This window comes from Streptococcus sp. HMSC064D12 (genome assembly GCF_001837205.1).
GTDB classification, from domain to species: domain Bacteria; phylum Bacillota; class Bacilli; order Lactobacillales; family Streptococcaceae; genus Streptococcus; species Streptococcus salivarius_D.
Genome location: NZ_KV831765.1, coordinates 14848 through 36876, shown reverse-complemented (window position 1 = coordinate 36876; position 22029 = coordinate 14848). Strand labels below are relative to the sequence as shown.

9 protein-coding genes and 2 pseudogenes are annotated in these 22029 nt (G+C 40.7%); all 11 read left to right on the top strand.

Annotated elements, in window-relative coordinates:
• Positions 1-4736, top strand: a 4736-nt coding sequence (locus HMPREF2697_RS09030; RefSeq protein WP_083319685.1) for a ZmpA/ZmpB/ZmpC family metallo-endopeptidase, incomplete at its 5' end; no start/stop codon positions are given.
• 456 nt (positions 4737-5192) lie between these two features.
• Complete coding sequence (locus HMPREF2697_RS09025; protein WP_070850447.1) at positions 5193-8366, top strand: mucin-binding protein; 3174 nt, start codon at positions 5193-5195, stop codon at positions 8364-8366.
• Positions 8367-8553: 187 nt separating this feature from the next.
• On the top strand, positions 8554-9762 hold the full coding sequence (locus HMPREF2697_RS09020) for an exonuclease SbcCD subunit D (protein WP_049529315.1): 1209 nt from the start codon (positions 8554-8556) through the stop codon (positions 9760-9762).
• A pseudogene (locus HMPREF2697_RS09015) lies at positions 9759-12939 on the top strand (SMC family ATPase). The gene HMPREF2697_RS09020 and the pseudogene HMPREF2697_RS09015 overlap by 4 nt, the downstream one beginning before the upstream one ends.
• A gap of 373 nt (positions 12940-13312) precedes the next feature.
• Positions 13313-13540 (top strand): annotated as a pseudogene (locus HMPREF2697_RS10255) (FAD-binding protein); the annotation flags it as partial.
• A gap of 412 nt (positions 13541-13952) precedes the next feature.
• Positions 13953-14819: a CatB-related O-acetyltransferase gene (locus HMPREF2697_RS09010; RefSeq protein ID WP_004182191.1), complete on the top strand. Its 867-nt coding sequence runs from the start codon at positions 13953-13955 to the stop codon at positions 14817-14819.
• Between the two features lie 124 nt (positions 14820-14943).
• Positions 14944-17037, top strand: a complete 2094-nt coding sequence (locus HMPREF2697_RS09005) for a glycosyltransferase (RefSeq protein ID WP_070578446.1) — start codon at positions 14944-14946, stop codon at positions 17035-17037.
• A 1-nt stretch (position 17038) separates the two neighbouring features.
• Entirely contained in the window at positions 17039-17914 is an 876-nt protein-coding gene (locus HMPREF2697_RS09000; protein WP_045772247.1) for an acyltransferase, read from the top strand.
• A gap of 139 nt (positions 17915-18053) precedes the next feature.
• Entirely contained in the window at positions 18054-19262 is a 1209-nt protein-coding gene (locus tag HMPREF2697_RS08995; protein WP_045768816.1) for a glycosyltransferase family 8 protein, read from the top strand.
• A 60-nt stretch (positions 19263-19322) separates the two neighbouring features.
• Positions 19323-20825, top strand: a complete 1503-nt coding sequence (locus HMPREF2697_RS08990; RefSeq protein ID WP_045772248.1) for a glycosyltransferase — start codon at positions 19323-19325, stop codon at positions 20823-20825.
• Positions 20806-22029, top strand: a complete 1224-nt coding sequence (locus HMPREF2697_RS08985; RefSeq protein ID WP_045772249.1) for a glycosyltransferase family protein — start codon at positions 20806-20808, stop codon at positions 22027-22029. Before HMPREF2697_RS08990 ends, HMPREF2697_RS08985 begins: the two co-directional genes overlap by 20 nt.

Below are 22029 nucleotides of genomic sequence, written 5' to 3'. Positions count from 1 at the left end.
GACCAATCAGTGCCAATGGCACCCAGGAAGTTGGACACGAGGGTGAAGCTGTAGTTCAGCCTGTCAATCCAGCGTACACCGGTTCAATCAATAGCGACACTACCAGTGCCAAAGGAACACAAGAATCAGGCCACGAAGGTGAGGCCCTTGTTCAACCTGAGAATCCTGTTCATACCCCAGTTGTCGGCAGTATCACAGAGACTGAAACGCAAGCCATCGATTATCCTATCGAAGTGATTACGGATGATAACAAGTATGTGGATGAAGAAGTGGTCGAGCAAGAGGGTAAAAAAGGTAGCCAAGAAATCCAGAAAATTTACCAAACCATTGATGGTGTCAAGGTTGGTGAGCCGACTATTGTGTCAGGTAAGGTTATTGAGGTGCCACAACCTAGAAAAATCCGTCGTGGAAGCAAGCCTCTAGATGGCACAACGACCGAAGAATCTATTGTAGAGCTTCCATTTAAAGAAATTGTCCAAGAAGATGACACACTTGAGAAAGGCACTTTACAGGTTGTCCAAGAAGGTCAAAAAGGCCAAAATAAAATCACCAAGGTTTATAAGACCTATAAGGGAAACAAGACTGCTGAAGAACCAACTGTTACTGAAACAGTGCTAGTGCCTGTCCAAGATCGTATCGTTCGCAAAGGAACTAAGGTATCTGAAAAACCAGTGCTTACGCTGACACAGATTGACAAGGATGACTTGGGTCGAAGTGCTAAACTTAGCTACAACTTGACTAATCCAGGTTCAGCAACTATCACGACTATTAAAGCGGTCCTTAAGCAAGATGGACAGGTTGTTCAAACGCTTGATATTCCTAGCACGACCTTGACTGCTGACCTAACCAACTTAGACTATTACAAGCCTTATACTCTTACAACAACCATGACCTTTGATCGTGGCAATGGTGAGGAGAGTCAGGTTTTGGCAGACCAAACTCTCCAACTGGATCTCAAGAAGGTTGAGCTTAAAGATTTTGCACGTACAGATTTGATCAAGTATGACAATCAAACAGAAGTGGATGAGACTCGTCTGACAGCTGTGCCTCAAGATCTCACGAATTACTACTTGAAACTGACTTCTGCGGATCAAAAGACGACTTACTTGGCAGTGAAAGCCATCGAAGAAACAACAGTTGATGGCAAGGCGGTTTATAAGGTAACTGCAGAAGCGGACAATTTGGTACAACGTGATGCCCAAAACCATTTTGCACAAACCTATAGCTATTACATTGAGAAACCTAAGGTTAGCCAAGCCAATGTCTACTATGATTTTGCTGAGTTGGTCAATGCCATTCAAGCAAATCCATCAGGTGAATTTAGACTTGGTCAAAGCATGGGTGCTCGTCACGTCGTTCCAAACGGCAAATCATACATCACGACAGAATTTACTGGTAAGTTGCTCAGTGATGGTGACAAACGCTTTGCCATCTATGATTTAGAGCATCCATTGTTTAATGTTATCAATGGCGGAACTATCAAGAATATCAACTTTGAAAATGTAGACATCAATCGCCCTGATCAAAATCAAATCGCGACACTTGGATTTAACCTTAAAAACAAAGGTCTGATTGAAGATGTTAAGGTGACTGGTTCGGTTACTGGTAACAATGACGTGGCAGGTATTGTCAATAAGATTGATGAAGATGGCAAAATTGAGAATGTCGCCTTTGTCGGTAAGATTAACTCTGTCGGTAATAACTCGACAGTTGGTGGGATTGCTGGTTCAAACTACATGGGATTCGTCAACAGAGCCTATGTCGATGCGACTATTACAGCTCAAAATGCCAATGCAAGTATGCTGGTGCCATTTGTTACCTACATGCTCAACAGCTGGAAGTCAGGAACTAAGGCCAAGGTGACTAACTCAGTAGCAAAGGGTGTTCTTGATGTTAAAAACACACGAAATGTCGGTGGTATTGTCGCTAAGACTTGGCCATACGGTGCTGTTCAAGACAACGTGACCTACGCCAAGGTTATCAAGGGCCAAGAAATCTTTGCTTCGAATGATGTCAATGACGAAGATGGTGGGCCACATATCAAAGACCTCTTTGGTGTAGTTGGTTACAGCTCCGCCGAAGATGGCACTGGTAAAGATACTAAGAGTCCTAAAAAACTCAAACATTTGACCAAGGAAGAAGCTGACAAGCGTGTTGAAGGTTACAAGATTACAGCTGATACATTTGTCAGCGAGCCATACGCGTTGAACACCCTTAACAACGTTTCTAGTCAAGCAGATTTTGCCAATATTCAAGACTATAATCCAGCATACAAACAGGCTTACAAGAATATTGAGAAATTCCAGCCATTCTATAATAAGGATTATATTGTCTACCAAGCCAACAAACTGGCTAAAGACCACAACTTGAATACCAAAGAGGTGCTCTCAGTAACTCCAATGAATGACAGTAATTTTGTTACAGACTTAAGCGATGCTAATAAGATTATTGTTCATTATGCTGATGGAAGCAAAGACTACTTCAAGCTTTCAGAGAGTTCAGAAGGGTTGAGCAATGTTAAGGAGTACACTGTCACTGATTTGGGTATCAAGTACACTCCAAATATCGTTCAGAAAGACCACTCAAGCCTTATCAATGGCATCGTTGATATCCTAAAACCGATTGAGTTGCAGTCTGATCCAATTTACCAAAAACTTGGTCGTACAGGTCCAAATAAGGTCAATGCTATCAAGAACCTCTTCTTGGAAGAAAGCTTTGAGGCTGTTAAGGCTAATTTGACGAACCTTGTGACTAAGCTGGTTCAAAATGAAGATCACCAGCTTAACCAATCACCAGCTGCTCAACAAATGATTCTTGACAAGGTTGAGAAGAATAAAGCAGCCCTCTTGCTAGGCTTGACCTACTTGAATCGTTATTACGGTGTGAAGTTTGATGATCTTAACATCAAAGAAATCATGCTCTTCAAACCAGATTTCTATGGTAAAAATGTGGATGTCCTTGACCGTTTGATTGAGATTGGCTCTAAGGAAAATAATATCAGTGGTTCAAGAACCTACGATGCTTTCGGTGAAGTTCTCGCTAAGAGTACCCTTTCTAGTGATCTTACCGACTTCCTCAACTACAACCGAAAACTCTTTACCACTATCGACAATATGAATGATTGGTTCATTGATGCCGCTAAGGATAAGGTCTACGTTGTAGAGAAAGCGTCTCAAAATGAAGGTGTTGGTGAGCACAAGTATCGTGTTTATGACAACCTCAGTCGTGGTCTCCACCGCAAGATGATTTTGCCATTGTTGAACCTTGATAAGACAGAAATGTTCCTGATTTCTACCTATGACACCATGTCTTATGGTACAGCTAACAAGTACAACACAACCCTAGAAAAGTTGAAACCTGAGATTGATCTAGCGGCTCAACGTCAAATCAACTACCTTGATTTCTGGCAAAGATTGGCCGCAGATAATGTCAAAAACAAATTGTTCAAAGACATTGTCAATCCAATCTGGGAAGGTTTCTATGTCTGGGGTCATGGTTGGCCAGGTTGGCCAGAGCGCTACGGCCAATTTAAGAACAGTACGGAAGTCTATGCGCCAATCCGTGAAATCTATGGACCAGTCGGTGAGTACTACGGTGATAACGGAGCTATGGCTGGTGCCTATGCTGCCATCTACGACAATCCATATGATAATCGTGCCAAGGTTACCTTCGTTATGTCTAACATGATTAGTGAGTACGGTGCATCAGCCTTCACTCATGAAACAACCCATATCAATGACCGTATTGCCTACTTTGGAGGTTTTGGTCGTCGTGAAGGAACAAATGTTGAAGCCTATGCCCAAGGAATGTTGCAATCACCAGCTACTCAAGGTCACCAAGGTGAATACGGTGCCTTAGGCCTTAACATGACCTTTGAAAGAGCCAACGATGGTAACCAGTGGTACAACACCAATCCAAACAAGTTGAACTCTCGTGAGGCCATCGACCGTTACATGAAGGGCTACAACGATACCCTTATGCTTCTAGATTCACTTGAAGGAGAAGCAGTCCTCAGTCAAGGCAAGCAAGAGCTCAATAACGCATGGTTCAAGAAGGTAGATAAACAGCTACGAGGCAATAGTAAAAACCAATACGACAAGGTGCGTGCTCTAAGTGATAGCGAAAAGGCTATTAGTTTGACCACTATTGATGACCTTGTGGATAATAACCTCATGACCAATCGTGGACCTGGAAATGGTGTTTATAAACCGGAGGACTTCTCCTCTGCCTATGTCAATGTGCCTATGATGTCTGCTATTTATGGTGGTAATACCAGTGAGGGCTCTCCAGGTGCTATGTCCTTCAAGCACAATACCTTCAGACTCTGGGGATACTACGGCTATGAAAAAGGTTTCCTAGGTTATGCGACCAACAAGTATAAACAAGAAGCAAAAGCGGCTGGTAAGGATACCCTTGGAGACGACTTTATCATTAGCAAGATTTCTGATGGTCAGTTCAACTCCCTAGAAGACTTCAAGAAAGCTTACTTCAAAGAAGTCAAAGAAAAAGCGTCACATGGTTTGACGACAGTTACGATTGATGGCACATCAGTAAGCTCTTACGATGATTTGTTAGCCTTGTTTAAAGTGGCAGTTGCCAAAGACGCTGCAAGTCTTAAAACAGATAATAATGGCAATAAATCTGTGTCAACAAGCCATACGACAAAACTCAAAGAAGCTGTCTATAAGAAACTCCTACAAGAGACAGATAGTTTCACAAGTTCTATTTTCAAATAATAGATGAAAGAAACCCTTTTGGTAACTGCCAAAGGGGTTTTTGATACTGTCGGGAATGCGGGTGGTAGGAGCCTTTAGGTCAGTGTTGGCAAGGGATTGAGAAAGATGTGAGTTAAGCCATTAAAAAAATTCCTTTTGAAGGGAGAGAATTTTGAATTTTAATAAATATCACTATAACTAAAAAATAAGGTTAGAGTGACGAACGTTTTTAATAAAAGATGGTTTGATATAAAAGTATTTTGAAAATTATAGAACTGACAAAATAGGGGATTGTGCTAAACAAAAGTACGAACGATTTGATGTTTCAAAGGACTTAGATAAAAGTTTTAAATTAATGTTTTTTAATAAAAGTTAAACTTTTACACGATTATTAGTATATATTTGACAATTTAATAATTATAGTATAAAATGGAAATCGTATATAAAGTAATTTGGATATTGAGGAAATTTATTATTATGAGAGATATGTTTAATAAACGCCAACGTTTTTCATTAAGAAAATATAGCTTTGGTGTGGCCTCTGTCCTTTTGGGAGTTTCAATCTTCTCAAATGCACAGGGTGCCCAAGCTGACGAAACGGTAGCACCAACTACCGCAGGTATGGAAACAACTGCTGAGCCAGATGTCGTCGTGGAGCAATCAACACCAACAACAGCATCAGTAGCTCCAGCAACAACAGAAAACACACCAAGTTCAGTCTCTACTGTGGCCTTGGCTAGTGAACAACCCCAATCAGTAGCTCAAAACAGCCAAGCAACTTCAACAACTAGTCAAACAGCAGCTAGTTCAGAAGTAGCTTCTCAGGCTGCATCGCAAGCGAGCTCTGAATCTGCAGCAGCGGCTGCTTCATCTGTAGTTACTAGTGCACAAGCTCTTAGCTCAGCAGCTGTAGCAGAAACTCCAGCTGCTGGTCAAGTATCAGCACAAACAAGTGCGGCTGCTTCAGTTGCGACTGTAGCAGAAACTGCCAGTGCAGAGTCTACGACTAACGCTGTAAATAGCGTCCTTAAAGTAGCGACTAGCGAGTTGGCTGTGACAAGCAGTGAATTGAATGCTGCTGAAGCAAGCCTTAACTCTGAAAATCTCATCAACGCTATGGGTCTTGCAGTATCAAACCGTAGCCTTCGTACAGCTGATGCGGTTGCTGTTTTGACAAATGCTGGAGCAGGCTCAACAAACCCTGACTTGACAAACCTCGGCTACAAACTTGACTATTTACCAGGGCGTCAACAATACTTTGTTAACATTGACTACATCAACCACCTCAAAGTCGGTCGTGATAACCGTGGGGGGTTGAGACCTTATGACTTTATTGAAAACGGTAATTTCTTTGTTACACCAAACTATGCTAACCTTGGTATTATTGACTATGTTGATGAAGCAGGAAACAAGATCCCTGGATCTTCAACCTACCGTATCAATAACTCAACTGAAACAATTACAGCAAACGGTAAGACTTACAATAAAATCTACGATGCTGGTGTAACAGAACTTCCACCAGTACCAGCAGGCTACCGCATCAAGTATGCATCTGCTGACAAATCAAAAGCTAATGCTTACGTAGATGTCTTGAAGTCAGAACGTCAATACGACTATAACAACGGTGTTGCAACTATCCGTTCTGAACGTGCTTGGGACCGTAACCAAAGTCGTGTGGTTGACCTTGTTCAATTTGCTAACGGTTCACAAGGTTTGGATGCTTCAATTGATGCCAATGGTGGTGGTCAATACCTAGCTCCAGGATACCGTTACCACATTATCGTTGAAAAAGACACTAGAGATGTCACTAAAGCAACAAGTCAAACAGTGACTTACACTGGTGCTGATACGAAGACACCAGCTGCTAACACTCAAAATGACTTTAGCTTCAACGGTAAAGAAGACCCAACAACTAATACAACAACTTGGACTGAAACGACTCATACTTATGGAACAGTTAAGACTCCAGTTGTTACTGGTTACTATGCTGATAAAGCTGTAGCAGGTGGTAAGACAGTTACTCCAGATGCACCAAATGCAACAGACACAGTGACATACAAAGCCTTTGGTAAATTTATCGCTGTGGATGAAAATGGAAATCCAATTCTAGGTGTATCAACAACTGCCTACACAAACGATCCTAATGACGCGACTAAGATGATTGCTATTGACAAGACGCTTCCAAGCATTCCTGGCTACACTGTTAAGGTTGTACCTGCCACACCAGGTGACTTGTCTAGCGATACTAAGGTTGTTTACGTTAAGAACGATCAAAAAGCAAGCGTTACCTACCGTGATGAAACAAGTGGTTCAACCCTTGAAATTGTTGCCTTGGCTGGTAAGTCTGGTGAAGCGATTAACTACTCAACAGCTGAACGTATCAAACACTATCAAGACCTTGGCTATGCCCTTGTGAGAGATGGTTACCCAGCTGGTGCAAGCTTTGACTTGGATAGCACAGTTGACCAAGCTTGGACAGTAAGCTTCAAACGTGTAGCACTTGACTTTAATCCAGACAATGCACACGAACCAGGAACTCCAATCTATCCTAACCAACCAAACGGTCCAAAATGGCCAGCTAAGGATGCTTACCTTAAAGATGTTACTTACACTGTTCACTATGCAAGCAAGAACAGCAATGCTAAATTGCCAGCAGACAGTGTTCAAAAGGCACAATGGAAACGTTCATTGACCCTTGATTCTGTAACAGGTGACATTCTTACTGCAGGTGAATGGAAGGCTGATAAGACTAAGTTCGACCTCGTCATCACACCATTGGTTAACGGTTATTTCGCCGATAAAGGCCGTGTGGCTTCTCAAGATGTCACTATGGACAACAGGGTTGAAACTGTTACTTACACTAAATTTGGTAAGATTATTGCTGTTGACGAAAAAGGTAATCTAATCCCAGGTGTTGAAGCAGTTACTTACACAAATGATCCTAACGATCCAACTAAGGCTGCCATGACACTTGTTCCTGAAGTGAAAGGTTACAAGGCCGAGAAGACTGCTGTGACACCAAGCAACCCTGGTGATGATACAAAGGTTATTTATAAGTTAACTAACGCAGAACCTGCTAAACCAACAACTAACAAAGACCTTGGTACTATCGTTGTCATCTACCGTGATGAATATGGCAACCAAATCAAGATGCCACTCGTTATCACTAACTCTGTTGGTTCTGAAGTTAACGTTCACGGTGACCGTTATATCTACCGTAATGGTGTGAAATACGAATTGATTCGTCAAGAAGGTAAATCTACAGACAAGATGACAAAAGGTCAAACAGTCGTGACCTATATCTATCGTAAGGTCGAAGATGGCTCAACACCTTCAAATGGTAATAATGGTCAATCTGGAAATGGTGGAAATTCAACTTCTAAAGCTGTAAAAGCGGCCTCAAACGGATCTAAAGGATCTAAAGGATCTGGATCAGCAGCCGATGGCGCTTCAGATGGTAAAGGTTCAGATAAGAAGAAATCTGGAAACAAAGATGGTAAGAAGGCAGATGGTTCTGATAAAGCTAAAGAAGGCGACGAACAATTGCCAGTAACAGGTGAGTCAGATAACAACCTCGCAGCAATGGGTGTTGTTGTTATGGGACTTATGTCAGGACTTGCGGCTATGAATCGTCGTAAAAACCAAGACTAAGATTTCCACACCTTATCTCTCATAAATTCCAAAAATAAAATCTCTCTCGAGTGAATTGCTCGGGAGAGATTTTTTTGGGTCTTTGTAGACAAAACTCAGGAAAGCTCCAAATGTTTGTGAATCTTTTAAGCAGTATTTAGCGTGATAAGGTACAATAGAGTAAGACAAAACGAATGAGGAGACTGTCATGAAGTTTTTACATACGTCAGATTGGCATGTGGGGCGAACCCTCAATGGCTGGTCTTTGCTGGAGGAGCAGGAGTGGGCTTTTCAACAGATTGTGGATTTGGCAATTCGTGAACAGGTGGATGGGGTCATTATTGCTGGTGACCTCTATGACCGTGCGGTGCCGCCTGTGGATGCCATTAAACTTTTTAATAAGACCTTGGCACGTTTGGTCTTGGAGGAGCAGATTCCCGTCTATGCCATTAGTGGTAATCACGATGGGGCTGAACGCTTGCATTTTGGGCGAGACTTTTTTCAACCTCAGGGTCTTCATTTAAGCACACGTTTGGAGGAGGCTTTTGAGCCCATTGAGTTGGAGGGTTGCCAGATTTTCCTCCTTCCCTTTATCGATCCTATTGATGCTCGTATTTACTATAAGGATGATGAGGATAAGGAAATTCAGGGGATTGGTGATGCCTTGACCTACATTCTTGAAGATATGGAAAAGGCCTTTGATCCCGACAAGTCACATATCTTGGTGACGCATTTTGCGGTTTCTAAGAAGGATGATAGCGATGGTCAAGGTCTTCGAGAATTGATGTTGTCTGAAACCAGTAATACGGTGGGTGGGCTTACCAATGTGACCAGTGACCTTTTCAAGGCTTTCGATTATGTGGCCTTGGGGCATATCCATACGCGCTTTGCCAGTCCGACCCAGCGCGTGCAATATTCGGGCAGTCCGGTCGCCTTTAATGTCAAAGAAGCCAAACGTAAGGAAGAGAAGGGTGTCTATATTCTTGAATTGGATGCGACTGGTAACTTGTCTCAGACCTTCCATCCTCTAGAGGTCAGACGGCCAATCGTGACCCTTCAGGAACCTTTTGAAACCTTGGTATCACCTGAATTTTATAAGGAACAGCCTTGTCAAAAGGCTTGGTTTGCCTTTGATATTCAACTGTCCAGCCGTAAGGAATTAGAGGGTATCAATGTGCGTGCCCGTCTGGAAGAAATTTATGGGGCAGACATTGTGGAAATCACCTTCAGTCGTTTGGGTGATGTCAAGGAAGAAAACGTGACTGTTGATCAGCACTTAAAAGATTTGGAAATGCAATCGCCGCAGGAAATTGTTTCTGATTTTTACCAGACAGTGACTGGGGGCGATGTCTTGTCTGAGAGACAAACAGCCCTTGTGGAAAGTATTTTTGAGGAGATTGGAAGGAGCCGACAATGAGACCAGTCCAGTTAGAATTGACCAATTTTGGACCTTATCGTAAGGAAGTCATCAATTTCACCCAGTTTGACCATGCTCCCCTTTTTTTGATTGGTGGGGACACAGGGGCTGGTAAGAGTACTCTCTTTGATGCCATGACGGTGGCCTTGTTTGCGACGACCAGTGGTGATCGTAATGTTGAGGAGATGCGGTCGACCTTTGCTGGTCCAGAGGATGATTTGACCAAGGTGACTTTTTACTTCCAACAGGGCCAGCACCTTTATCGCATTGAGCGAGTTCTCCAGCAGGAGAGGGCCAAGCGTGGTGGTGGTACGACCATTCAAAAAGCGACGGCTTCCTTAGTCATTGTGGATAAGATTGGTGGTCAGGAAATTGAAAAGCTTGGGGATAAAATCAAGGAAGTTAGTGACCAGATTGAGCAGATTTTGGGCCTCAATGCCGAACAATTCAAACAGATTATCCTCCTTCCGCAAAATGATTTCAGCCGTTTCTTGAAAGAAGATTCCAAGACCAAGACTCAAATTTTAAAGAAAATCTTTGGAACAGGTATTTTTGACCGTTTTCAAAAGAGTTTGGAAGAGCGTCTTCGTCAGAGCAACAAGGATATGGAGAAACGCCAGGCTCAGCTAGATGGCCATTTTGCCAGTCAGGTTTGGTCTGAGGAAGAATTAGCTGTCTTAGCCCAAACCCCAGCTTCTGAAAAATTGGCACGTCTTGAAGAACTTTTGGCGCAACGTCAAGAAAATCTTGAAGAGCAAAAAAAGCATCTTGAAGGATGCTCATGAAGATTTGACTAAACTGCAAAAGAGCTTACAAACTGCCCAAGATTTGGCTAAGATTTTCCAAGAATTGGAGCAAGCCAAGGAGCGTTACCGTCTGGAAATTGAGGAGGGTGCTCAAGAACAGGCAGAGGCTAAAGTGCATCTGGAGGAATTGCAGTTTGCCCAAGGGATGCAGGAAACCATTAGTAGCTTGAAGCAGTATCAGAAGCAGTTGTTGCAATTAGTACAGGACCTTGAGATTGCTCAGGAAGCGCTAAGTGCTAAGGAGCAGGCTTTTGAGGAAGTCAAGACTCAAAAAGAGGCACTTGCAGCCCAATCTGAGGATTTTCTTCAAAAAGAAGAGGAACTGGAAGTATGGAAAGAGGCTATTATCTATGCCCAGAGTCTCGCCCAAGAGCAGGAGAAAATCAAACAGTCAAGTGCTAACTACAAGCAGTTGGAAGAAAGCTATCAACAGGCTTCGAAAGAGATTGAACTCCTTTCCCAGTCCTTGTCAGATTTGGAGGCCAATCGTCTTAGTTTAGAGAGTTTACATGAGGCTGAAAAACTCCTCCAGTCTGTGGGCTACAGTGTGGATAAGCAACTGGCTCAGGACCTGAAAGACATAGAGGACTTGAATCAGGAGTTGGCAAAGACGGAAAAACGTCATCAAACCTTATCTTTGGATAGTGACCAAGCTCAAGAAATCTTAAATGAATTGGAAGAGAAGTTAAGAACGACTTTGGCTTCACGTCGTCAACTCATGATTGCTCAGTTGCAGGCAGAGTTAGAAGATGGACAGCCCTGTATGGTCTGTGGTTCCTTGGATCATCCTAAGGTCGATGGGACACAGGTTGATGAAGCGGCCTTGAAGGATCTCATGGACCAGGTGGAGGAACTTCAAGCTCAAAAAGAAAAGCAAGTCGCTACCTTGTCAAACCGTCAGGCTACTTTGAGCGAAGTTGAGTCTAAACGTCAAGATTTGCTTGACCAAGTGGCTAAAGTTAAGTTAACTCTTCAAAAACACTATCAAGAACTGGAAGAACAAGTTAAGGGACAGTTTGAATTTGACTTTTCAGAGGATTATGAAGCTGTCCGTGGGCAAACCTTGTTGAGTGCTGTTGAGAAGCATTATCAAGAACTCCAAAAACGCTATGATAAGGAAGAAGCAGACCTTGTCCATTGTCAAGAGGAGTTAGCTAAGGCCCAAGAAAAAGCGCCAGATTTGTCTAAGAGCTATCAAGAGGCCAAGGCAACTCTCTATCAAGCTAAGGAGCGCCTAAAAGACTTGAAGGAAGCTCATCCAGAACTGGAGTCTGTAGAGGTCTATCAAGAACGAATTTCCCTTGCGAAGCAGGAGTTGGACCTCTACAATAGGCAAGTCAAGGAAAATGGTGAAGCCTACAACCAACTTCATGCCGACATTCAAGGCATCAAGGGGCAGCTTGAGAGCTTGACCAAGTCTAAAGAAAAGACCAGCCAAGAAATGAAACGTTTATCAGCTGAGTTGGACCAAAGTCTTAAGGTCGAAGGTGCCCTCACCAATGACCTAGAGCAAATCCAGCTTTGGCTGCTTGAGGTGAACAAGCAAGCTATTCCTAAGCTTCAGGCCCAATTGACAAGTTACCAAACCCTTAAACAAGAATTGCAGACCCAGATTAGTAAGAGCCAAGAGCTTCTCCAAAATCAAGAAAAACCAGATTTGGTCGCTTTAACACAAGAGGTCCAAACCGGTCAGGAAAGTTACGATACGCAATTGGCTCAGGTCTCTGTCATGGAGAAGGGGCTTAAGGATGCGAATGCTACCTACCAGGCAGCCAAAACCCTTCAAGACAGCAATCAAGAGGCCTTTAAGGCCCACCAAGAACTCAGTGATTTGGTGAAGGTGGTTAAGGGAGAAAATACTGCTCTGACTGGTCGTCTCAATCTTGAGGTCTACGTTATCCGTCAGTATTTCCAACAAATCTTGGACTATGCCAATGCTAACTACATCGGTCTCTTAACGGATAACCGCTATTCCTTTGTCTTGAGTGAGGAAGGTCGTAGGGCGCGTGATCACTTCGGTTTGGATATCAACGTCTATGACCAACTGACAGGTAGTGAACGCTCCGTTAAATCCTTGTCTGGTGGTGAAACCTTTATCGCTGCACTAGCTATTGCCCTATCCCTCTCAGAAGTTGTCCAAAATACCAGCAAGGGTGCTGTCGTTGAAGCTCTCTTCATCGACGAAGGTTTCGGGTCACTAGACAAAGAAGCCCTCACCAAGGCTATCTCGGTCCTAGAACAAATTGGCGAAAACCGTATGGTCGGTGTCATCAGTCACGTGGACGACATGAAAGAAGGTATTGCTCAGCAACTAGCCATCATCAAGTCGCACGATGGTAGCAGCCGCATTAAGATTGTGGATAAGGGGTGAAATATAAAAACTAAATTACTGTCAATTAACGAGAACCAAAAGACATATCCTATAATAGGAGTCAATTTGACTTACTAACTTTTATCCAATTGTACTATTAGGATGAGGATAAGAGTAGGATGAGGATAAGAGGAAAGTTAATAACCTTATTAGATTGTACTTGGATGTAGGTTTTATGTGATATTGTGTTAAGCTTATCAATATAAAATCAGAAAGATTAATCGTAGGTAACGAAAATCAATAGCTAAAGACCGCTTTCGCTGGGAGTTATGGCTGAACTTGAAATGTGATAATATTATAGAAAAGTACTGAGATGTTAAGAAGTGTACTGACCGCCAAAGTTAGACAGGAAAAATCTAACTCTTTGGGTGCAGTTCAAATTGAAGTAGCAACATTTTATGTGACGCTTCATAAACCAGCACCCCATCACACCATGGGAAGTCTTAAGATTGATACTTAAACACATGTTATTAATGAAGATGGGGATATTATAAAGGGATTTTATGCAGCAGGAGAAGTAGCTGGAGGTCTTCACGCTGGGAACCGCCTTGGTGGAAATTCTTTGCCGGATATCTTTACTTTTGGACGTATTTCTGGGTAAATGTCTATAAACAAGAATTGTTAGTACAATAGGTAGGTCGTAAGTAGAAAGAAGAATTTTACAGTTTTATAGCCAATAAATATTTTTAGACTGGAGATAATTTGTTCCAGTCTTTTTATTTTCTCAAAAAGATGAAATAAAAGGTTTTAAAAATTAAAATGAGATAATGGCTCTTTGACTAAAAATAAGTTATAATTAGAATAAGTGTAATATGTAATTTTTATGGTATTTTTTCTAAAAAGAGATAGCGTCTTTACAAGTTTTTTTTAATAAAGAAAGTAAGACTAGGGATAATTTTTGGAAAAAGACAAAAATATCATAATAATATCCGATAATGAATTGTGTTGACTAGTGAATGGTTGGGTGTACTTAGGTTATCATCACCTAGGTCATGGAGGAGAAGATAGAAGTGATGAATGTTTCAGGCCGATTTTGTGTTTTTTCGCATAAGGATAGACAGCATCAACGTTTTTTTCAATTATTACCTGATGGTAGCATTAGAGATATTGACAGTCCTGGTCATGATAATGAACGCTTTTGGGATTTTCAAAATAATCAGATCTGCTTATATTCTAATCAAAGGCAGTTAACTGCTACTTTTGATTGTTGCTATGAGGAAGAGGGACATTCATACTGGGAAGGTTGGCATCAACACTCTATTCCTTTGGAACTTCGTCTCTATGATATGAAATCTGATCTTTTTGATTTTAAGACGAAGTTTACCAGTAGGTTTTTGATTGATTATGGAGCATTGTCAGTTGGTCCACATACCTATGGTATCCCCTTTTTAGTTGACTATGATCATGGTGGAAAGGTAATTATAGGGGATTACTGTTCTATTGGTCAGAATGTTTATTTTGTGACGGCAAATCACAATTTGGAATTGGTGACTACCTATCCATTTAAAAGTTTAGAGCGATTTTATTCAGATAAGACCTTAGATATAGAAGATGATCACACCCTTCAATCTCCTACTAGGGTTGGTAATGATGTCTGGATTGGGAATAATGTCCAGATTATGGCTGGTGTAACTATAGGTGACGGTGCGGTTATAGCCGCAGGATCTGTGGTTACTAAGGATGTATCCCCCTATGCTATTGTTGGAGGGAACCCAGCCAAGTTGATTCGCTACCGTATTGCAGATGCTAATGACCGATTCAACATGCAAAAGATTTCTTGGTGGGATTGGCCAGAGCATGTAATTTCAGAACGGCTTGATAAAATTATGAGTAAGGATATTTCTGCCTTTATTGCAGAATATTTACCCGAAGATGACTAGGCTCAATATTGTATCCATTTATTTGGTTGCTGATTCACTCATAGAAGTTCTTGTTAGAGTTCTTCGTATGTGTAAAAGCTTGGACAACTATAATGTGCTATAAATAATAAAAGAAGAAATAAATATGACAGAAAAAGTTAGTGTAATTGTACCCGTATTTAATGTTGAAAAATACCTTAGACAGTGTCTGGATAGTATCCTTCAACAAACCTATCAGAATCTCGAAATTATTATTATAAATGATGGCTCAACAGATGGAAGTGACGCCATATGCCGTGAGTATGCTGGTAAGGATTCACGAATATCTTACTTTGCAAAAGAAAATACTGGGATTTCTGATACAAGAAATGTCGGTATTCGTCAAGCAACGGGTGAGTATGTGACCTTTGTAGATTCGGATGATTGGGTAGAACATACTTATGTTGAAGAGCTTCATGATAAGCTTAAGGCTTATGATGCTGACATTGCTATTACCAATTATTATCTCTTTAATGAGGCCGATAGTCTTTTTTATTTTTATATTACTGATGAGGATTATTATGAACAAGTGTATTCTCCTGCTCAGTTGATTGAGGGTCTATATGAAACCAAGTTCAATAAAAGCTTTGCTCTGATTTCAGCTTGGGGGAAACTTTATAAACGCACTCTTTTTGAAGATCTACTTTTTCCAAAAGGACAGATTGGAGAGGATGGCTTTTTTAATCTTAAGGCCTATTTAATGAGCGAGCGCGTAATCTACCTCAACAAGGGGTTGTATGCTTACCGAGAAAGACCAGGAAGTTTATCTAGAACTTGGACTGAAGATTGGATGTCAGCATTGGTATATGCTATGGAAGAGCGTCTTGCCTTGTTAGCTAGCAGGGGTTATCCACTCGAGAAGCATATGACTGTTTATCGTATGATGTTAGAGTCTTGCTTGACAAATGGAGCATCTCAGGGCTTAGAAGGAACAGAAGCTTATCGTCGAATCAAGGAAAAATATCAGGTATTAAGTTTAGCACCACAGCACTATAATGGGAAAAAACGATCAATTGTACTTGCTGCAAACTATCCTTATGTTGAGCAGGTGGTAACTACAATCAAATCTATTCTCTATCACCATCGCAATATTCGTTTTTATATAATTAACAGTGATTTTCCACAAGAATGGTTTAAGGGGCTAAACCGTCACCTTGCACGATTTGGTAGTGAGATTGTTAATTGTCGAGTAAGTAGTGCACAGATTTCCCAATATCGCACGGATATTTCCTACACTGTTTTTTTACGCTATTTTATTTCTGATTTTGTCAAAGAGGACCGTGTAATTTATATGGATTGTGATATGGTAGTGACGGGGTCACTTGATGATCTATTTACAATGGATCTAAAGGGATATCCTGTTGCGGCAGTCCGAGATTATGGGGGACGTGTCTTTTACCACCGAGAAATCTTCAATGCAGGCTTTTTAGTTATTGATAATGCATACTGGAGACAGGAACAGATGAGTAGGCACCTTATCGAAATGACTAATGAGTGGCATGATAAGGTTGATCAAGCCGATCAGTCTATCTTGAATATGGTCTTTGAAAATAATTGGTATGAACTTCCATTTGACTTTAACCATGTTGTTTTGCATAGCCATTTTACAGATTATCAATTACCAGAAGGACAAGAATATCCCAAAGTTATTCATTATCTGTCCCATAGAAAACCATGGTTTCCTCTGGCAGCGCAAACTTATCGCGATGTGTGGTGGTTCTATGCACAGTTGGATTGGTCTGATGTAGCTGAGAATGTTAGCTTGGCTCCATTGCAGAGTAGGGCGCTTTATCCTAAAGGTAGACCATTTACCTGTCTAGTTTATACTAGCATTGCTGAAATTCCTCACTTGGAGGATTTGATTCAAGCTCTTCCTCAAGTTCACTTTAATATTGCTGCCCGTGTCATTGTATCAGATAGCTTAGCGAGATTGATTACATATCCTAATGTAACAGTCTATTCTGGTATTAATAATATGCGTAGCCTAGATTTGGAATTGGTATCAACAAGTGATTTGTTACTTGATATCAATCCAGGAGAGAAGACTTTAGAAATACTTGATGGTTTCAGATTTGAGGATAAACCTATTTTTGCTTTTGATGATTTAAAATCTCGGAAACACCACCAACGTACATTTCCAAGAGAGCATTGGCAAGAAATGGCGGAAGCAATCAGGAAAATGAGAAAGGCGCAAGATTAAGATGGCAGACTTTCATTTGAACGGTAATTTTCAACAGATTACCATTGACCCTACGGCTCACGTTGAATTGGGGCAGGATATCACCTTGCGTTCCTTTGTTTGTCTAGAGGTGGGAAATGGTGCAACCCTAAAGCTCGGGAATCGTGTTTTCTTCAATAATCACTGTTCTATTCGTTGTGAACATCATATTGAAATTGGTAAGGATACCATGTTCGGAGATGGGGTTCGTATTTTTGATCATAATCATCAATATTCTAACTATCACGTAGAAAAAATCGCCTTTAATTATGGAAAGATATCGATCGGAAAAAATTGTTGGATTGGTGCCAATGTTGTGATTCTTAAGGGAGTCACGATCGGTGACAACGTCATTATTGGTGCAGGAGCAGTCATTCATAAGGATATTCCAAGTAACTCCATTGTTGTAAGTAAAGAGGAACTCATCATAAAAGAGCGGCCACAATTACAGCACCATGTGTTTACACTGACAGCCTCGGACACTCTGGAAAACCTCACTTATTTGGTAGAAAATCTTCCAGAAGTTTCGTTTCATATTGCAGCCAAGACCAATGTTTCAGATCGCTTAGAATCCTTTAAAAAGTATGACAATGTAACGTTATACACAAACGTCCATCATGACGATATTATAGAGGATTTATTGGATCAATCAGAAATCTATCTGGATATTAATCATTGGGATCAGGTGGATTCTATTGTAGATCGGGCATTTGAAAAGGAAAAACCGGTCTTCGCTTTTGATAATGTCGTTCACAGAGCAGAGTTGGGTGCTAGTGTATTTTCTCATCAGGACCCTGAAATGATGGTGAAAGCAATTCAAAGACAATTGTTTGGAATTGCTGTGGATACAGTAAACTGAAAAAGAAAATCTGGTTTATGTTTTTGATATTACAAATCATGATAATTGTGGACGAAGTAGGGGGGGTTCCACGTTTGAGGCAGATTTGAAGATAAATGAGATTAAGTTGGAGTTAGATTGAAAAAGAAAGGTAAGCTAGATGAATAAAGTTATAGCGTTAGGTGCCGACAATGGCTACATGGACAAGGTAGAAACAACGATTAAGTCAGTTTGTGTGCATAATGATAACATTAAATTTTACGTTTTTAATGATGACCTTCCTTCGGAATGGTTTCGTGTGATGAACAAACGTTTGGAGAAAATCAACTCACAAATTGTCAATGCGAAGATTTCAGATAACCACTTACGAAAGTATCATCTTCCAAGGCCTCATTTATCTTATGCAGCTTATTTCCGTTTTTTTATTCCTGAGGTAGTAGAGGAGGAAAGGGTTTTATACCTTGATTCAGATATTGTTGTAGATGGAAACTTGACGGATTTGTTTGAGACGGACCTTGGAGATTGTCCTTTAGCTGCTGTTCGAGACGATTTACAACAGACAAATTTTAATTCAGGAGTCATGTTGATTAATAATAAGTATTGGAGAGAACATGACATTTCCACTCAACTGTTTGAAGTAGCAGATCAATACCATGAATATGAATATGGTGATCAAGGTCTTTTAAACCGTTATTTTATTGGCCAGTGGAAAGAATTAGATATGAACTATAATTTCATGGTTGGTATGGATAGTGTGGCTACTTCTTCTCCTCAAAGTGATGAATGGTATATCAAAGCAAAACAGCATAAAAAGGTTTCTATTATCCATTATACGGCTGGTAAGCCCTGGCAGGCGGTGTTTAATAACCGTTTAGGTGATCGTTGGTGGTTCTATTATGCTCTGGATTGGTCAGATGTATTATTGCGTACAGAAATCATAAATCGTGATTTAGGAGCTTTAACTGTACAGGAACCCTACCATACAGCTATTTTCACAAATGCGTGTGAAATGGAACATTTGGAATACCTGATTCAAGCCCTGCCCAATGTGCATTTCCATATTCTAGCTCATACGGTCTTTGCGTCACAGGTGGTTGATTTGCAACGTTATCTAAATGTGACAATCTATCCTTGTTTTAATCAGTATAATTTTGAAACCGTTTTGGAGAAAATAGATTTTTATCTTGATATCAATCATTTTAATGAAATTATGTCGATTACACAGGAAGTTCATAAACTTGGAAAACCAATCTACGCCTTTGACAATACCAGCAAGGACCAGTCTGGAGAAAGTCATGTTTATCCGGCTCAGAACCCTGAAATGATGGTGGAAGAAATTAAATCTTATCTGGCCACATTGGCTGATTAGACTTGTGGAGAGAGACAAAAATCGTTATCAGAGTACAACTGGAACTTGCTGGGAGGAGAGATGATTTACACTTTTAATCTGATGGTGGAATTAGAGCCTAATGGTGTCGATGTTGCCCAGGCTTACCGGGGACAAATCTTTAGGAAACTGGGGTGTCCAGCACGTTTTGTCTTTACGCAAGTTCCTCCTAGATATAAATGGGATTACTATTTATCTTTGGGATATGCGGAAGATGAAATTGTTATAGCACATATGTTATTAACAGATCAGCGTGATATGACCTTGACAATGAGTGTGGAGAAAATGAAGCGAGGTTTGAATCTCCATTCCACTCCAATTGAACGAGATCAAGAGTTAATATTTCCGGAAGAGAATGGGATTTCTCTTGTCTTTCATCGAAATACTCTTAAGTCAAATTATGTTGATTATGTCGATTATTATGTAGCTGGTCATCTTCTTCGTAGGGAACATTACGGGAGTGTAAAGCTTTACACTGAATATTTTACAGCTGTTCCCACTGATGCGGGCTTAGAAGCAAGAGTCTTTCAGCGTCTTTTTTATAATTTGGATGGTTCCATAGCTTTGGAGGAAATCAAAAAGACACCAGGTGATTTGACGAAATCGGTCTATCGGCAGGGGACTCATTGGTTTTACAGTGAGTCGGAGCTTTTGAGCCAAGCGATCGGCACCTTACAATTTTCTGCAAAAGACCATATCATTGTTGATCGTTTAGAGCGTCTTCCCTTTACGCAGACTCTTTTAAAAATGAAGGGTGAAGCAACCTTATCGTGTGTCCTTCATTCGATACACCATTGGGGCGACTGTATCAATTCAGAATATTTCCTTCTTTTTCAGTATGCTAACTATTTTGACCATATCATTGTATCTACGGAAGCTCAAAAGGAAGAATTAGAACGGGATCTGTCGTCGGATAAGCCTGTATCTGTCTTGCCAGTCGGAGGGCTTGAAAGGTTGCAATATTCTGATAATCGCAAGCCTTATAGCCTGATGATTGCAGCACGGTTTGAACGGAGAAAGAGATTGGACCTAGCGATTGATGCGGTAGTGGCCTTGCATGAAAAAATCCCAGAGGTTACATTGGACATTTATGGTCAAGGTATGCTTTGGCAAGAAATAGAAGAAAAAATTAAGCAGTTAAATGCTCAAAGTTATATTCATCTCAAGGGGCACCAAGACCTTCAAACTCGTTTTAAGGCATATGAACTTTATTTGGCCACTTCCGAGTGGGAAACGTTTGGGTTAACTTTACTAGAGGCGATAGGGTCTGGCCTTGTTATGGTGGGAACAGACGTTCCCTATGGGAATCCCACTTTTATTAAAAATGATCGAAATGGTTTTCTCGTTCCCTTTGTAAATCAATCACATGAAGAAGTGGTTGCTGACTTGAAGAGAAGTATGCAGAAGGCTTTTGGAAACTTAAATTTTCTACGAGAAGGTTCTTATAAATTGGCTGAACGATATATGACAGATCAAATTATTGGACAATGGAGAGAGTTTTTGACGAATAGGGGAAAAAATAACGATGTATTATCTGGTAAATGAATGGACTTCAGATGATGAGAGGTTGAGAGATGACCTAGAACAAATTGGAATACCCATCCAGCCTCTACAGATAGAAAATATTCTGGATTTTATTTTTTCTAATCAAAAAGTAAATTCACCTCTGCATATGACTGGTCTTTCGTTACCCCCGTTTTGGGAAGTGTATGCGAATGGGGATATTGTTTCTGATGGAGTGAGGAGGGGGAGAATAGACTGTTATCAGGATTACCCTCAAAGGGTCAAAAAAGTAGAGTGGTATAATCCAGATGACAATTGTTCTACTTGTGATTACTATGATCTTTCTGGAAGACTTTTTCTGGAAGAAGTTTGGAGTGCAAATGAATGTCATCTATCTGTTTATATGAATGATAAAATGGGAAAACTACATTTATTCCATCAGCATGATCGTGCGCTCTATCAAACGACCGATGGTTTAGAACAGGGATTTTCCTCGATAGAAGAAGCGAAAAAAGCCCTTCTTCAAGAAGTTCTTTTGCAGGTTGAAACAGTATTTTTGTCTGATCCAGAATTGTTGAAGGCTTTACCCAAACTTGCGAAGGAGCAGATTATCTTCTATGATCGGTCAACTCTTCCTGAAGCAGAACTTGCTCCTCTATTGGACGAGAGTGTAAAAGTGTTAGTTCGTGATGCTAACGGCAGAGCATCGCATGATCGTCTATTATTTTTCCCTACCTATTTGGGAGATTTGAGGGAATTTCAGCCACAGGTTCTCATTTTGACAAACACTCAAGAAATCGAACAGATTGAAGTTCTTGTGACTGCTCTTCCTCATTTTCAGTTTCATATTGCAGCCTTGACAGAGATGGGGGAACGATTAGTACGTCTCAATGATTATCCGAATGTTCACCTTTATCCAGGAATTTCAGGTGAGAATTATGAGCGGTTATTAAATAAATGCCGTATTTACCTAGATATCGCATATGCGGATGAAATTTTAGACGGAAATCGAATGGCTCTTGAAAGAGGAATGATTTTATATGCTTTTGAGGAAACCTGTCACCGACCAGACCTCTATATAAAAGATCACCTGTTTCAAAAAGATGCAATTACAGACTTGCTCGATGAACTATCTCAGCTGGAAGATCCTAAAAGATATCAATCAGTCTATGATAAGCAAAAGATGCATCCAATGCTAGCAACAAAAGAAGAGTTGAAGATGATTTTTCGAATGTCAGAAAAATAA

What these genes read in the sequence shown, in the direction of transcription:
- HMPREF2697_RS09025 (WP_070850447.1), top strand. Translation starts at nt 5,193, where the DNA reads ATGAGAGATATGTTTAATAAACGCCAACGTTTTTCATTAAGAAAATAT.
- HMPREF2697_RS09020 (WP_049529315.1), top strand. Translation starts at nt 8,554, where the DNA reads ATGAAGTTTTTACATACGTCAGATTGGCATGTGGGGCGAACCCTCAAT.
- HMPREF2697_RS09010 (WP_004182191.1), top strand. Translation starts at nt 13,953, where the DNA reads ATGAATGTTTCAGGCCGATTTTGTGTTTTTTCGCATAAGGATAGACAG.
- HMPREF2697_RS09005 (WP_070578446.1), top strand. Translation starts at nt 14,944, where the DNA reads ATGACAGAAAAAGTTAGTGTAATTGTACCCGTATTTAATGTTGAAAAA.
- HMPREF2697_RS09000 (WP_045772247.1), top strand. Translation starts at nt 17,039, where the DNA reads ATGGCAGACTTTCATTTGAACGGTAATTTTCAACAGATTACCATTGAC.
- HMPREF2697_RS08995 (WP_045768816.1), top strand. Translation starts at nt 18,054, where the DNA reads ATGAATAAAGTTATAGCGTTAGGTGCCGACAATGGCTACATGGACAAG.
- HMPREF2697_RS08990 (WP_045772248.1), top strand. Translation starts at nt 19,323, where the DNA reads ATGATTTACACTTTTAATCTGATGGTGGAATTAGAGCCTAATGGTGTC.
- HMPREF2697_RS08985 (WP_045772249.1), top strand. Translation starts at nt 20,806, where the DNA reads ATGTATTATCTGGTAAATGAATGGACTTCAGATGATGAGAGGTTGAGA.